The sequence below is a fragment of the Pseudomonas mosselii genome (assembly GCF_003205295.1).
In the GTDB taxonomy this organism is placed as follows: Bacteria; Pseudomonadota; Gammaproteobacteria; order Pseudomonadales; family Pseudomonadaceae; genus Aquipseudomonas; species Aquipseudomonas mosselii_B.
The window spans coordinates 23,050-36,469 of record NZ_QJRP01000006.1; the positions used below are offsets into that span (position 1 = coordinate 23,050).

Annotated in this window: 13 protein-coding genes; 8 read left to right on the top strand and 5 right to left on the bottom strand. The window is 65.0% G+C overall.

What is annotated here, in order from left to right:
- Nucleotides 1-13: 13 nt before the first annotated feature.
- The 8 genes from DMX06_RS07740 to DMX06_RS07780 all read left to right on the top strand — a co-directional run bounded on the left by DMX06_RS07740 (nt 14) and on the right by DMX06_RS07780 (nt 8,853).
- The gene (locus tag DMX06_RS07740; RefSeq protein ID WP_062572391.1) at nt 14-784 is read left to right on the top strand and encodes a TerC family protein; all 771 of its coding nucleotides are present in this window, start codon (nt 14-16) and stop codon (nt 782-784) included.
- 298 nt (nt 785-1,082) lie between these two features.
- Nucleotides 1,083-2,741, top strand: a complete 1,659-nt coding sequence (locus tag DMX06_RS07750) for a Na/Pi cotransporter family protein (RefSeq protein ID WP_110735984.1) — start codon at nt 1,083-1,085, stop codon at nt 2,739-2,741.
- 31 nt (nt 2,742-2,772) lie between these two features.
- Entirely contained in the window at nt 2,773-4,179 is a 1,407-nt protein-coding gene (locus tag DMX06_RS07755; protein WP_110735986.1) for a M16 family metallopeptidase, read from the top strand.
- Between the two features lie 97 nt (nt 4,180-4,276).
- Nucleotides 4,277-5,296, top strand: a complete 1,020-nt coding sequence (locus DMX06_RS07760) for a DUF5924 family protein (RefSeq protein WP_110735988.1) — start codon at nt 4,277-4,279, stop codon at nt 5,294-5,296.
- An 88-nt stretch (nt 5,297-5,384) separates the two neighbouring features.
- On the top strand, nt 5,385-6,518 hold the full coding sequence (locus DMX06_RS07765) for an ABC transporter permease (RefSeq protein ID WP_110735991.1): 1,134 nt from the start codon (nt 5,385-5,387) through the stop codon (nt 6,516-6,518).
- The gene (locus DMX06_RS07770) at nt 6,515-7,300 is read left to right on the top strand and encodes an ABC transporter ATP-binding protein (RefSeq protein ID WP_110735994.1); all 786 of its coding nucleotides are present in this window, start codon (nt 6,515-6,517) and stop codon (nt 7,298-7,300) included. Before DMX06_RS07765 ends, DMX06_RS07770 begins: the two co-directional genes overlap by 4 nt.
- A 3-nt stretch (nt 7,301-7,303) precedes the next feature.
- The gene (locus DMX06_RS07775) at nt 7,304-8,242 is read left to right on the top strand and encodes an MlaD family protein (RefSeq protein ID WP_110735996.1); all 939 of its coding nucleotides are present in this window, start codon (nt 7,304-7,306) and stop codon (nt 8,240-8,242) included.
- Nucleotides 8,239-8,853, top strand: a complete 615-nt coding sequence (locus DMX06_RS07780; protein WP_110735998.1) for an ABC-type transport auxiliary lipoprotein family protein — start codon at nt 8,239-8,241, stop codon at nt 8,851-8,853. The genes DMX06_RS07775 and DMX06_RS07780 overlap by 4 nt, the downstream gene beginning before the upstream one ends.
- Here DMX06_RS07780 and DMX06_RS07785 read toward each other — a convergent pair.
- The 5 genes from DMX06_RS07785 to DMX06_RS07805 form a co-directional block, all read right to left on the bottom strand.
- Entirely contained in the window at nt 8,835-10,064 is a 1,230-nt protein-coding gene (locus tag DMX06_RS07785) for a nucleoside recognition domain-containing protein (RefSeq protein WP_110736000.1), read from the bottom strand. The two genes, DMX06_RS07780 and DMX06_RS07785, sit on opposite strands and share 19 nt — an antisense overlap.
- 251 nt (nt 10,065-10,315) lie before the next feature.
- Nucleotides 10,316-11,650 carry a glutamate/aspartate:proton symporter GltP gene (gene gltP, locus DMX06_RS07790; RefSeq protein ID WP_050703212.1) on the bottom strand — a complete coding sequence of 445 codons (1,335 nt, stop codon included), beginning with the start codon at nt 11,648-11,650 and terminating at the stop codon, nt 10,316-10,318.
- Between the two features lie 729 nt (nt 11,651-12,379).
- Complete coding sequence (locus tag DMX06_RS07795) at nt 12,380-12,847, bottom strand: inhibitor of vertebrate lysozyme family protein (protein ID WP_110736307.1); 468 nt, start codon at nt 12,845-12,847, stop codon at nt 12,380-12,382.
- Nucleotides 12,848-12,852: 5 nt separating this feature from the next.
- Nucleotides 12,853-13,014, bottom strand: a complete 162-nt coding sequence (locus tag DMX06_RS07800) for a DUF1328 domain-containing protein (RefSeq protein ID WP_008092060.1) — start codon at nt 13,012-13,014, stop codon at nt 12,853-12,855.
- Between the two features lie 39 nt (nt 13,015-13,053).
- Entirely contained in the window at nt 13,054-13,338 is a 285-nt protein-coding gene (locus DMX06_RS07805) for a hypothetical protein (RefSeq protein WP_110736003.1), read from the bottom strand.
- Between the last annotated feature and the right edge of the window lie 82 nt (nt 13,339-13,420).

Sequence of the window (13,420 nt, forward strand, 5' to 3'; positions counted from 1 at the left end):
CGAAGGAATACACATGGAATGGCTGACCAGCCCGGAAATCTGGGTTGCCTTTTTCACCCTCACCGCGCTTGAGATCGTGCTCGGGATCGACAACATCATCATGATCTCGATCCTGGTCAGCCGCATGCCCAAGCACATGCAGCCGCGCACGCGGATCTTCGGCCTGGCCCTGGCCATGGTCACGCGGATCATGCTGCTGCTGTCGATCACCTGGGTCATGCGCCTGACCGACGACCTGTTCCATGTGCTCGGCCAGGGCATCTCCGGGCGCGACCTGATCCTGTTCTTCGGCGGCCTGTTCCTGCTGTGGAAGAGCTCCCAGGAGATCTACCACGGCCTGGAAGGCGAGGACGAAAGCGCGGACGAGCCGAAAGGCGCGGGCGGCAAGTTCTTCTACACCATCATCCAGATCGCCATCATCGACATCGTGTTCTCACTGGATTCGGTGATCACCGCCGTGGGCATGGTCTCCCACGTACCGGTGATGATCGCCGCGATCATCGTCGCGGTGCTGGTGATGATGCTCTGCGCCGGCACCATCAGCGACTTCATCGACAAACACCCGTCGCTGAAGATGCTCGCGCTTTCGTTCCTGATCGTCGTTGGTACCGTGCTGATCGCCGAATCTTTCGATGTGCACGTACCGAAGGGCTACGTCTACTTCGCCATGGCCTTCTCGCTGGCGGTGGAGGCGATCAATATCCGCATGCGCACGGCGCTGGCACGCAAGAAGGGCAAGGAGCACGATCCGGTGAAACTGCGCAAGGACATTCCGGGTCAGTAAGACCTGGAAGCGCAGAAAGACAAAGGGCCCTTCGGGGCCCTTTTTTGCGATCCTGTGGGAGCGGGTTTACCCGCGAAACAGACACCACGATGGATGGCACCGGCTTTGCCGGTGTTCGCGGGTAAACCCAGGATCGTGGCAGGTTTCAAATAGATTTCAGTCATGCCAAGCTGGCACCCATCGCGCAAAACAACTAAAGCTTCAGTGAGCACTGAAAAAACCAGCCCACCCCCGGGCCAGGCTCACCGCCGCACCCATTGGCCCCGCCCAGGGGCATAGAAGAAAAGGGGGCCCGACCATGCTGACCCTGCTCAACCTGCTCTCCGCCGTGGCACTGCTGGTGTGGGGCACCCATATCGTGCGTACCGGCATCCTGCGGGTCTATGGCTCGAACCTGCGCCGAGTGCTCGGCCAGAACATGAACAAGCGTCCGCTGGCGTTCATTGCCGGGATCCTGGTCACCGCCATGGTGCAGAGCAGCAACGCCACCGCCATGCTGGTCACCTCGTTCGTCGGCCAGGGCCTGATGGCCATGACCCCGGCCCTGGCGATCATGCTCGGCGCCGACGTGGGCACCGCGCTGATGGCGCGGGTGCTGACCTTCGACCTGTCCTGGCTGTCGCCGCTGCTGATCTTCCTTGGCGTGATCTTCTTCCTCTCGCGCAAGCAGACCCGAGCCGGCCAGCTGGGCCGGGTGGGCATCGGCCTGGGCCTGATCATCCTGGCGCTGCAGCTGATCGTCCACGCTGCCGCGCCGATCACCCATGCCCAGGGGGTCAAGGTGCTGTTCGCCTCGCTGACCGGGGATATCCTGCTCGACGCGCTGATCGGCGCGCTGTTCGCCATGATTTCCTACTCCAGCCTGGCCGCCGTGCTGCTCACCGCCACCCTGGCCGGCGCCGAGGTGATCAGCCTGCCGGTGGCCATCGGCCTGGTAATCGGCGCCAACATCGGCAGCGGCCTGCTCGCCTTCCTCACCACCAGCCTGCAGAACAGCGCCGGGCGCCGGGTGGCGCTGGGCAGCCTGCTGTACAAGATCGTCGGCCTGCTGCTGATCATCCCGGTGCTGCACCCGCTGGTGGCGTGGATGGACAGCCTGAGCTTCAGCCCGCAGGAACTGGTGATCGGCTTCCACCTGCTCTACAACACCTTGCGCTGCCTGCTGATGCTGCCGACGGTCAAACCCATGGGCCGTGTGTGCAGCTACCTGCTGCCCGAGCGCGACAACGGCAACGGCCACCACCAGCCACGCCACCTCGACCCGACCGCGCTGAACACCCCCAGCCTGGCACTGGCCAACGCCGTGCGCGAAACCCTGCGCCTGGGCGATATCGTCGACAGCCTGCTCGAAGCCATGCTCGGCGCCCTGCGCGGCACCCAGACCGCCATGCCGCAGCAGGTGCGGGCCCTGGGCGAGGACGCCGAGGCCCTGTACAACGCCATCAAGCTGTACCTGGCGCAGATGCCCCGCGAGGATCTTGGCGAGCAGGACAACCGGCGCTGGGCGGAAATCATCGAGCTGGCGATCAACCTCAAGCTGGCCAGCGACCTGATCGAGCGCATGCTGCGCAAGGTCCAGCAGCAGAAGACCTCGCAGCGCCGGGAGTTTTCCCAGGTCGGCCTGGAGGAACTGACCGGCTTGCAGGAGCAACTGCTGGCCAACCTGCGCCTGGGCCTGACGGTGTTTCTCAGCGCCGACCCGCAGAGCGCGCACCAGTTGCTGCGCGAAAAACGCCGCTTCCGCGCCCAGGAGCGGCGCCTGGCCCATGCCCATGTCAGCCGCCTGCAACGTAAAGTGGTGCAGAGTATCGAGACCAGTTCGCTACACTTGGAGCTCATTGCCGACATGAAGCGTTTGAACTCTTTGTTCTGCAGCAGTGCCTATGTGGTACTGGGCGGCACCGACACCGGCGGGCTGATGCTCGACAGCGTGCCGGACGAAGCCCGCCAGCCTTGAGCCCAGACACCCCGGAGACCGAAGCTCGCCTATGCGTTGCCTGTTGTTCGCCTGCCTGCTGATCCTCAGCCTGCCCACGCTCGCCCTCGACCGCTCACGGGTCGAGGGCTACCTGCTGCCCAACGGCCTGCAGGTGATCCTCAAGTCCGGCTACGAGCGCGACCATGTGTCGATCCGCCTGGTGGTCGGCGTGGGCCTGGACGACTTCGACTGCGACCAGCGCGAGCTGCCGCACCTGCTCGAGCACCTGCTGTTCAGCGGGATCGACGAGACGGGCGAGGGCGGCCTGGAAGAGCGCATGCAGGCCCTGGGCGGGGAGTGGAACGCCTTCACCAGCAGCGCCGACACCACCTTCGTTATCGAGGCCCCGGCACGCAACCAGCGCAAGGTGCTCGACCTGCTGCTGGCGATCATCCGCGACACCCGCATCGACGAAAAGGCGCTGGCCACGGCGAAGAAGATCATCGAACGCGAAGATGGCGGCCACTACGGCCGCCTGCAACGCTGGCTCGACCGCCAGGACATCGGCCACCCGGCCAGCGACCAGCTGGCCACCGAGCTGGGCCTGAAGTGCCCCGAGCGCTCCAGCCTCGACGACATGACCCTGGAGCAGGTGCGGCAACTGCGCGAGTACTGGTACGTGGCCAACAACATGTCGCTGATCGTCGTCGGCGGCCTCGACCGCCTGCTGCCGGCCTACCTGGAACGCACCTTCGGCGAACTGCCAGCCACCGAACCCGGGGAGCGCCGCAACCTGGAGAGCATCAGCCAGCAGGCCGAGCAGCGCCGCGACCTGACCCGCGGCTGGCTGGGCGACAACATCAAGCTGCACTGGCTATTCATCGAGCCGACGCTGGAGGAGGGCCACGACCAGACCCTCGAGCTGCTTTCGCGTTACCTGGACTGGGCGCTGTATGACCAGCTGCGCCTGCGCCACGGTCTGTCCTATGGCCCGTCGGTGCAACGCGAGAGCTTCGGCGACAGTGGGATGCTCAGCCTCAATGCCGACCTCGAGCGCCAGGACCTCGACGAGGCGCTGAAGGTGCTCGGGGAGCTGTTCGACCACCTGCGCAAGCACGGCCTTGACCCGGACACCTTCGCCCGGATCAAGGAGGCGGCGATTGCCCGGGAAAGCTGGACCACCCAGGGCAACGCGGCGCTCGCCGACTATTACTGGGGGGCGCTGAACGCCTACGAGGACGGGCGTTTCACCGATCCGGTGCGGCAGCTGCGCCAGGTCAGCCTCAAGCAGGCCGACGCTGCATTGCGCGAACTGCTGAAGGAGCAGGGGTACCTGCGCATCGAGAAGCCGTTGCTGGGCTATGACGAGCTGTATGGACTCGTTGCGCTGATGCTGGGGCTGGTCCTGGCAGTCGGCCTGGTGCGCCGTCGCCGCCAGCCGGCGACCAAGCCCAGCGGTGCTACACGGGAACAGTGATTCGGCGGTATCCTGTAAGCCTTTCGCTAGCGCTTATCGCGGGACAAGCCCGCGATAAGGCCGGCACAGCCATCCACCGCTCCCTGTTGCTTGCCTAATGCCCCCGATCCCCAGCTTCATCCTGCGCATCATCGAGCTGCTCAAACGCTACCCCGGCATCATCGCGCTCTACGGTTTCCTCTCCGGGATCGGCAGCTTCATCCTGGTCGACCGCCAAGCCGGGCTGGCCAGCTGGATCGCCATCGTCATGCTGGTCAGCTGGATCTGGCTGATGCTGGAGAACACCCTCACCGAGCTGTTCGCCCGCACCTTCAAGCGTGAGATCCCGCAGCCGCTGCTGCGCTTCGCGACGCAGATGATCCACCAGGAAAGCCTGTTCTTCGTCCTGCCGTTCTTCTTCATCACCACCACCTGGAACAGCGGACAGCTGATCTTCACCGGCCTGCTCGGCGCCGCCGGGCTGATCTCGATCGTCGACCCGCTGTACCACAAGTGGCTGGCGCCGCGGCGCTGGCTGTTCCTGGCGCTGCACACCCTGACGCTGTTCGCCGCGATGCTCACGGCGCTGCCGATCATCCTGCACCTGACCACCGCGCAAAGCTTCAAGCTGGCGCTGATCGCCGCCATGGTGCTGTCGTTCCCAAGCCTGGCCAGCAGCTTCCCGATCAACAACTGGCGCCGCGGCGTGGCCCTGGTGCTGGTGACCCTGGCGGTCGGCGGCGGCGGCTGGCTGCTGCGCTCCTGGGTGCCGCCGGCCACGCTGTGGATGACCGACGTGGCGATCAGCACCGAAGTGCTCAACCGCCAGCCGGGCGCCTCGCTGGACGAAGTAGCCGCCAGCCGCATCCGCAGCGGCGGGCTGTACGCCTATACCGCCATCAACGCACCCCGTGGCCTGAACGAGCGCATCTACCATGTGTGGCAGCTGGACGGCAAAGAGGTCGACCGTATCGCCCTGGATATCCACGGCGGGCGCAAGGAAGGCTACCGGGCCTGGACCCACAAGCAGAACTTCCCGGCCAATCCGGTGGGCAAGTGGCAGGTGAGGGTGTTGACCGAGGACGGGCAGGTGATCGGGGTGTTGCGGTTCAAGGTGGTCGACGACACCGCCCGCTGAAAAAACCCTGTAGGAGCGGCCTTGTGCCGCTCCTACAGGAATGCGTCCCGCTGCGCTATGATCAGCCTCTATGCCCTCAGTCAGACGCATGGAGCCTATGACCGTCCCGAGCGCCACCCTGGACACCACCGAGCAGCCCTCGCGCCTGCGCATCGTCGGCGACTGGACCCTGGCCCACTACGCCAGCCTCAAGCGCGAGTGCGAGCGTCTGGGTAGCCAGTACAACGATGACACCCAGGTCGACCTCACCCAGCTGGGCCGCCTGGACACCGCCGGCGCCTCGCTGCTGGCCGAGCTGCTGGGTTCCGAACGCCTGTCGCGCTGCACCGACGAACTCCCCGACGCCAGCCGCGCGCTGCTGAAGAACGTCTATTGCTCGGTGCAGGACTACTGCATCCCGGTCAAGGAGCCTGAGCAACCGGTGCTGCTCCTGCTGCTGGCGCGCATCGGCCGCGCCGTCGACCAGCTGTGGCAGGACACCAACCAGGTGCTGGGCTTCATCGGCCTGATCCTGCAGACCCTGTTCCTGCGCCTGTTCCAGCCGCACCGCTGGCGCGTCACGCCGGTGGTCGCGCACCTCGAGCAGACCGGCCTGGACGCCGCACCCATCGTCGCCTTGCTGACCTTCCTGGTGGGCGCGGTGGTGGCCTTCCTCGGCGCCACGGTGCTGGCCGACTTCGGTGCGACCATCTTCACCGTCGACCTGGTGGCGTTCTCCTTCCTGCGTGAATTCGCCGTGCTGCTGACCGCCATCCTCATGGCCGGCCGCACCGCCAGCGCGTTCACCGCGCAAATCGGCTCGATGAAGGCCAACGAAGAGATCGACGCCATCCGCACCCTGGGCCTGAACCCCATCGAACTGCTGGTGGTGCCAAGGGTACTGGCGCTGCTGATCGCGCTGCCGCTGCTGACCTTCGTCGCCATGCTCTGCGGCATGATCGGCGGCGCGGTGGTCTGCGCCCTGACCCTGGACATCTCGCCAGCCATGTTCCTCTCGCTGCTGCAGAGCGACATCGGCGTGCAGCACTTCCTGGTAGGCCTGGCCAAGGCGCCGTTCTTCGCTTTCCTGATTGCCGCCATCGGCTGCCTGGAGGGCTTCAAGGTCAGTGGCAGCGCCGAATCGGTCGGCGCCCACACCACCTCGGCCGTGGTGCAATCGATCTTCGTGGTGATCGTGCTGGATGCGGTGGCCGCGCTGTTCTTCATGGAGATGGGCTGGTGACTGAAGCCGTGATCGAAGCCCGGGGCCTGTGCAACCGCTTCGGCAGCCAGAGCGTGCACGAAAACCTCGACCTGGACCTGTACCGCGGCGAGATCCTCGCCGTGGTCGGTGGCTCGGGCAGCGGCAAGTCGGTGCTGTTGCGCAGCATCGTCGGCCTGCGCCGGCCCAACGAAGGCACGGTCAAAGTGTTCGGCCAGGACCTGGCCACCCTCGACGAAACCCAGCGCTCGCTGGTCGAACGCCGCTTCGGCGTGCTGTTCCAGAAGGGCGCGCTGTTCTCCTCGCTGACCGTCACCGAGAACGTCGCCCTGCCGCTGATCGAGCATGCCGGGCTGTCGCGGGCCGACGCCGAGCACCTGGCCGGGGTCAAGCTGGCCCTGGCCGGGCTGCCGATCAGCGCCGCCGACAAGTACCCGGCATCGCTGTCCGGCGGCATGATCAAGCGCGCCGCCCTGGCCCGCGCCCTGGCCCTGGACCCGGATATCCTGTTCCTCGACGAGCCCACCGCTGGCCTCGACCCGATCGGCGCCGCCGCCTTCGACCAGCTGATCCTGACCCTGCGCGACGCCCTGGGGCTGTCGGTGTTCCTCATCACCCACGACCTGGACACCCTCTACACCATCACCGACCGGGTGGCGGTGCTGTCGCAGAAAAAGGTGCTGGTGGCAGGGCCCCTGGCCGAGGTCGAGCAGACTGACGACCCCTGGATTCACGAATACTTTCACGGCCCGCGTGGCCGGGCGGCCGAAGACGCCGCCCTGCGCGCCCGCCAGGAGCGCTGAACGATGGAAACCCGAGCTCATCATGTCCTGATCGGCCTGGTCACCGTGTTGGTGGTGGCCGGCGCCATGCTGTTCGGCCTGTGGCTGACCAAGTCCAGCGTCGACGACGCCTTCAAGGACTACGAAGTGGTGTTCAACGAGGCGGTCTCGGGCCTGTCCCGCGGCAGCCCGGTGCAGTACAACGGCATCAAGGTCGGCGACGTCAGCAGCCTGCGCCTGGACCCGAAGGACCCGCGCCGGGTGCTGGCCCGAGTGCGCCTGAGCGGCGACACGCCAGTCAAGGAGGACACCCAGGCCAAGCTGACCCTGGCTGGGGTGACCGGCAACTCCTTCATCCAGCTCAGCGGCGGCACCCCGCAGAGCCCTGAGCTCAAGGGCAAGGACGGCAAGCTGCCGGTGATCGTCGCCTCGCCCTCGCCGATCTCGCGCCTGCTCAACGACAGCAGCGACCTGGTGACCAACATCAACCTGTTGCTGCACAACGCCAACCTGATGTTCTCTGAAAGCAACATCGAGCGCCTGAGCAACACCCTGGCCAACTTAGAGCAGACCACCGGCGCCTTCGCCAGCCAGAAGGGCGGTATCACCGACGCCATCGAGCAACTGGCCCAGGTCGGCAAGCAGGCCAACGCCACCCTGGCCGAAACCCAGGCGTTGATGCGCAATGCCAACGGCCTGCTCGGCACCCAGGGCAAGCAGGCCATCGGCAGCGCCGAGCAGGCCATGCAGTCGCTGGCCGAAAGCACCGCCACCATCAACAGCCTGCTGCAGGACAACCGTCAGTCCCTGGACGACGGGGCCCAGGGACTGAACCAGATCGCCCCGGCGATCCGCGAACTGCGTGAGACCCTCAACTCGCTCAAGGGCATCTCCCGGCGCCTGGAAGCCGACCCCAGCGGCTACCTGCTGGGCCGCGACAACAACAAGGAGTTCCAGCCATGATCCCGTCGCTGCGCCTGGCCTTCGCCGTCGCCACGCTGAGCCTGGCCTCGGCCTGTTCGATCCTGCCGCAGAGCGAGCCTGTGGATATCTACCGCCTGCCGGTGAACCAGTCGGCTCGTGCCGCCGCGCCGCTGGACTGGTCGCTGCGCCTGAACAAGCCGCTGGCCAGCGAAGCCCTGGCCGGGCCGCGCATCGCGGTGGTTCCCCAGGGTGACGTGATCAGCAGCTACAAGGGCGCACGCTGGAGCGACCCGGTACCCATGCTGGTACGCAACCGCCTGCTCGACGGTTTCCAGCGCGATGGCCGGGTGCAGCGCCTGAGCGCCGATGACAGTAACCTGCAGGCCGACTACGAGCTGGGTGGCGAGCTACAGGCCTTCCAGAGCGAATATCGCCCGGGCGGGGCAGTGGAAGTGGTGATCCGCTACGATGCGCGACTGGTGCAGGGCCGCAGCCAACGCATCCTCGCCAGCAAACGCTTCGAGGTGCACCAGGCACTGGGCGAGCAGCAGGTGCCGGCGGTGGTCGCCGGCTTCGGCGCGGCCAGCGACCAGCTGGCGCGCCAGGTGATCGACTGGACCGTCAGCCAGGCTCAGGCGAAGAACCAGTAGCAGACGAAGATCGCCGCGATCACCCCGGCCAGCTCGGCCAGCAGGGCACAACCGACGGCGTGGCGCACGCGCTGGATGCCCACGGCGCCGAAGTACACCGCCAGCACGTAGAAGGTGGTCTCGGTGCTGCCCTGGATGGTCGCCGCCACCAGCGCCGGGAAGCTGTCGACACCCTGTGTCTGCATGGTTTCGATCAGCATGGCCCGCGCTGCGCTGCCGGAGAACGGCTTGACCAGCGCAGTGGGCAGGCCCTCGACGAAGCGGGTGTCCAGGCCCATCCAGGTCACCGCGTGACGGATGCCGTCCAGCGCCAGCTCCAGGGCGCCCGAGGCACGCAGCACGCCGACCGCCACCAGCATCGCCACCAGGTAGGGCAGCAGGCTCTTGGCCACGTCGAAGCCCTCCTTGGCGCCCTCGACGAAGGCCTCGTACACCTGTACCCGCCTTAATGCGCCGATCACCAAAAACAGCATGATCACGCCGAACAGCGTCAGGTTGCCGAGGATCGACGACAGGCTGGCCAACGCGGCCGCCGACAGTGTGCCGAGGAAGGCCATGAAACCGCCCAGCAGCAGGGCGCCGGGGATCAGGTAGGCGAGCACCACCGGGTCCCACAGGCGCAGGCGCTGCATCACCGCCACCGACAGCAGGCCGACCAGGGTCGAGCAGCTGGTGGCCAGCAGGATCGGCAGGAACACCATGGTCGGATCGGGCGCACCTTGCTGGGCGCGGTACATGAAGATGGTCACCGGCAGCAGGGTCAGCGACGAGGCGTTGAGCACCAGGAACAGGATCTGCGCGTTGCTCGCCGTGGTGCTGCTGGGGTTGAGCTCCTGCAGCGAGCGCATGGCCTTCAGGCCGATGGGCGTGGCGGCGTTGTCCAGGCCCAGGCCGTTGGCGGCGAAGTTCATGGTGATCAGGCCCAGGGCAGGGTGGCCGGGCGGCACTTCCGGCATCAGCCGGGCGAACAGCGGGCCGAGGACCTTGGCCAGCCATTCGACGATGCCGGCCTTCTCGGCGATCTTCAGAAAGCCCAGCCACAGGGTCAGGGTACCGAACAACAGGACCATGACCTCCACTGACAGCTTGGCCATGGCAAAGATGCTCTCGACCATCGCGGCGAAGATGCCGGCGTTGCCGCCCACCAGCCATTGGGCCAGGGCGGAGATGGCCGCCACCAGGAAAAAGCCGAGCCAGAGGCCGTTGAGCATCCGTGTGTTCCCCCGTGAAAAATGCCCGAATAATAGCGCATGCCGGTGCCTGGCTGGAGGCCGCGTACCTGTAGGAGCGGCCTTGTGTCGCGATGGGGCGCGTAGCGGCCCCAGGATCTCAGCGCCAAGGCAGAAATAGCTGGGGCCGCTTTGCGGCCCTTTCGCGACACAAGGCCGCTCCTACAGGGGGAGTGGTCGCCTACAAAACAAAAAGCCCCGACAAGTCGGGGCTCTTCGTTCAGCTCAGCGGCTTACTGGTTGACGGTCTTGCCCGCCACCACAGCCTCTTTCTTGCCTTTTTCCAGCACCAGCGACTGGTAGTACGCCGCGCCTTTCTCGGCGTCGTACATGCCCTGCCACTTGGCGATGACCACTGCGGCCAGGGCGTTGCCCACGACGTTCAGCGCGGTACGGGCCATGTCCATGATGCGGTCGACACCGGCGATGAAGGCCAGGCCTTCCAGCGGAATGCCCACGCTGCCCAGGGTGGCCAGCAGCACCACGAAGGACACGCCCGGTACGCCGGCGATACCTTTGGAAGTGACCATCAGGGTCAGCACCAGCAGCAGCTGCTGGCTCCAGGACAGATCGATACCGTACAGCTGGGCGATGAAGATCGCCGCGATGCTCTGGTACAGGGTCGAACCGTCGAGGTTGAACGAGTAGCCGGTCGGCACCACGAACGAGCAGATCGACTTCGGCGCGCCGTACTTCTCCATCTTCTCGATCACGCGCGGCAGCACGGTCTCGGAGCTGGAGGTGGAGTAGGCGAGGATCAGCTCGTCCTTCATGATGCGCATGATCTTGATGATCGAGAAGCCGAACACGCGCGCCACCAGGCCCAGCACCATGAAGGCGAAGAAGGCGATGGCGAAGTACACCAGCAGCACCAGCTTGGCCAGCGGCAGCAGGGAGGCGAAGCCGAAGTTGGCGACGGTGGCGGCGATCAGGGCGAATACGCCGATCGGGGCGTAGTTCATGATCATGTGGGTGACCTTGAACATGGTCTCCGACACGCCCTGGAAGGTACGCACCAGCGGCTCGCGCAGGTCGGCGTTGAGGCTCGACAGGCCCATGCCGAACATCACCGAGAAGAAGATGATCGGCAGCATCTCGCCACGCATCAGCGCCGCGAAGATATTCGACGGGATCAGGTTGAGCAGGGTCTCGATGAACGCGTGCTCATGCTGCACCTCGGCCGCGGTGGCCTGGTACTTGGAGATGTCGACGGTGCCCAGGGTGCTCATGTCGATGCCGGCGCCCGGGTGGAACACGTTGGCCAGGACCAGGCCGACGACGATGGCGATGGTGGTCACCACCTCGAAGTAGATGATGGTCTTCAGGCCGATGCTGCCCAGTTTCTTCGCGTCGCCAACCCCGGCGATGCCCACGATCAGCGACGAAATCACGATCGGGACGACGATCATCTTGATCAGGCGAATGAAGATGTCGCCGGCCGGCTGGAGGACGTTGCTGATCCACCATGCCTTTTCTGCACTGAAATGATTCAGCAGCGCGCCGACTGCAACGCCCAGCAACAGACCGATGACGATCTGCCAGGCGAGGCTCAGTTTTGCCTTCTTCATGTCATTACCCTTTGTTGTAGTGGTCACGGGCACCGGCCAAAAAGGCGCATTCCAGAGCGGCTTAGAGCCATTCCGGTTGCACCTGGTCAGTCCGGCGTCCCACTGTAAGGACACCGCGAGCGAACATTGCTGGCGCTCGGGCCGAGGAAAAAGGCGGCAACTATTGCGACGTGGGGAGGGGCAGTCTAATGCCGGAAACGACTACCCTATGCCGAATCGGCATGAGACCAGAAGCCAAAATCGGGCATCGCCAAGCCCTTGATTTTCAACGTTCGGATTTCCGAACAAGACCAAAGTGCCATTTTTAGGCCGATTTGACGGAGTGACAGAAAGGTGTGAAGTGGCGTGTTCGACAATCCGAATGGCTGAAATGCCACGCGAACTGACCTGTCGGACAACTAAAAAAATTTCGATATACGGTAGCGACAAAATGTGTCTGAAGTAAAAAGTCGCTCGTATTAAAGGAAAGAACCCTACAGGCGCTTCGGAAGCCAGATCGGTCACATCGTCCTGTTCGGACACAACCGACCTGCAACTTCCGATGCCACCCTCTCCTGACCCGGCCCATGACGGAGGCACTCCCTGTACCCCTAGGCCACTCCGACCCTGCAACAGTCAGAACGGCCCGGCCCCCTGGTCATGCGCCGCCCCTCCTCGGGGCGGCGCATCATAGAAGCCTGAAAGATAAAAAGGTTCAGCTTCTATCTCGTTACAGTGCGCGACCGCTGGTCAGTACCAGTTCGGGTCGCGCTTGAGCTGTTCCTGCAGCAAGGCTTTCATGCCATCGTCCGGCTTGCCCAGCCAGCGGTAGTCGGCATGGCGAGTGGGCGACTTGTCGGCGGGCAGGCCTTCGGGCACCTCCACGAGCATGCCGTAGGCTTCGTCCTTGTCCCAGCTGAAGGCCACGATCAGGCGCTTGTAGGTGCAGTTGCCTTCGGACTCGCACAACGGGCCGACCAGGTACTTGTCGCCGTCCTCGGTCACCGCCGACATCTGCTGCGCCGAGCTGCCGCTCAGGTTGATCACCCACTCGGGCAGGCGCTCCTCGTTCTTGAGGGTCTTCTGCCAGGTTTCTTGGTATTCGGGGTCCGATCCGAGCAACTGGTTGGCCCGGACCTGACCGTCATTGGCCGCCAGCGCCGCGCCGCTGCCCAGCAGCAGCGCGACGACCAGGGCTTTGGGGAGCATCCTGCTCATGGTCATCAACCTCTGCCGCGGCCGAAGAAGAAGGAGGCGACGAACAGCACCAGGAAGACGATGAACAGGATCTTCGCGATACCGGTCGCGGCGCCAGCGATACCACCAAAGCCCAGGACTGCGGCGATAATGGCGATGATCAGGAAGGTAATAGCCCAACTCAGCATGATGTTTCTCCTTTTCTTGTGCGAAATCGGTCGATGGCGTCAGAACACCCAACGTTCCTCGGGCGCTACACGCTCGAGAACAGCAGGGGCGTTGTCGGCACTGGGCAGCGGCTCGGCAGCCTTGACCAGGGTGGTGGCATGGGTTGCCCGCATTTGCGTCAACAGCGCGGTCTGCATCGCCACCTGCTCGGCCAGCCGGGCGGTCTGCCAGCTGTGGTAGAAGAGGCCTGCCGCCAAGGTGAGCAGCAGGGCCATGCCGAGGAACAGCAGCTGGTGCAGGGGTACTACAGCGCTCTGCGTGCGATTGTCTTGGGGGCGATTCATGCCGGCTCCTCCTGCTGTACTTGTTATCCGCTCTGGATAAGTCAGTGCAGCCTGCATGCCAGCCTTGATTCAGCAATAAAAT

Bases quoted from the DNA above. Each gene is read 5' to 3' on its own strand.
- DMX06_RS07795 (WP_110736307.1), bottom strand. From the start codon at position 12,847: ATGAGCAGGATGCTCCCCAAAGCCCTGGTCGTCGCGCTGCTGCTGGGC.
- DMX06_RS07805 (WP_110736003.1), bottom strand. From the start codon at position 13,338: ATGAATCGCCCCCAAGACAATCGCACGCAGAGCGCTGTAGTACCCCTG.
- gltP (WP_050703212.1), bottom strand. From the start codon at position 11,650: ATGAAGAAGGCAAAACTGAGCCTCGCCTGGCAGATCGTCATCGGTCTG.
- DMX06_RS07740 (WP_062572391.1), top strand. From the start codon at position 14: ATGGAATGGCTGACCAGCCCGGAAATCTGGGTTGCCTTTTTCACCCTC.
- DMX06_RS07800 (WP_008092060.1), bottom strand. From the start codon at position 13,014: ATGCTGAGTTGGGCTATTACCTTCCTGATCATCGCCATTATCGCCGCA.
- DMX06_RS07765 (WP_110735991.1), top strand. From the start codon at position 5,385: ATGGAGCCTATGACCGTCCCGAGCGCCACCCTGGACACCACCGAGCAG.
- DMX06_RS07755 (WP_110735986.1), top strand. From the start codon at position 2,773: ATGCGTTGCCTGTTGTTCGCCTGCCTGCTGATCCTCAGCCTGCCCACG.
- DMX06_RS07780 (WP_110735998.1), top strand. From the start codon at position 8,239: ATGATCCCGTCGCTGCGCCTGGCCTTCGCCGTCGCCACGCTGAGCCTG.
- DMX06_RS07775 (WP_110735996.1), top strand. From the start codon at position 7,304: ATGGAAACCCGAGCTCATCATGTCCTGATCGGCCTGGTCACCGTGTTG.
- DMX06_RS07785 (WP_110736000.1), bottom strand. From the start codon at position 10,064: ATGCTCAACGGCCTCTGGCTCGGCTTTTTCCTGGTGGCGGCCATCTCC.
- DMX06_RS07750 (WP_110735984.1), top strand. From the start codon at position 1,083: ATGCTGACCCTGCTCAACCTGCTCTCCGCCGTGGCACTGCTGGTGTGG.
- DMX06_RS07760 (WP_110735988.1), top strand. From the start codon at position 4,277: ATGCCCCCGATCCCCAGCTTCATCCTGCGCATCATCGAGCTGCTCAAA.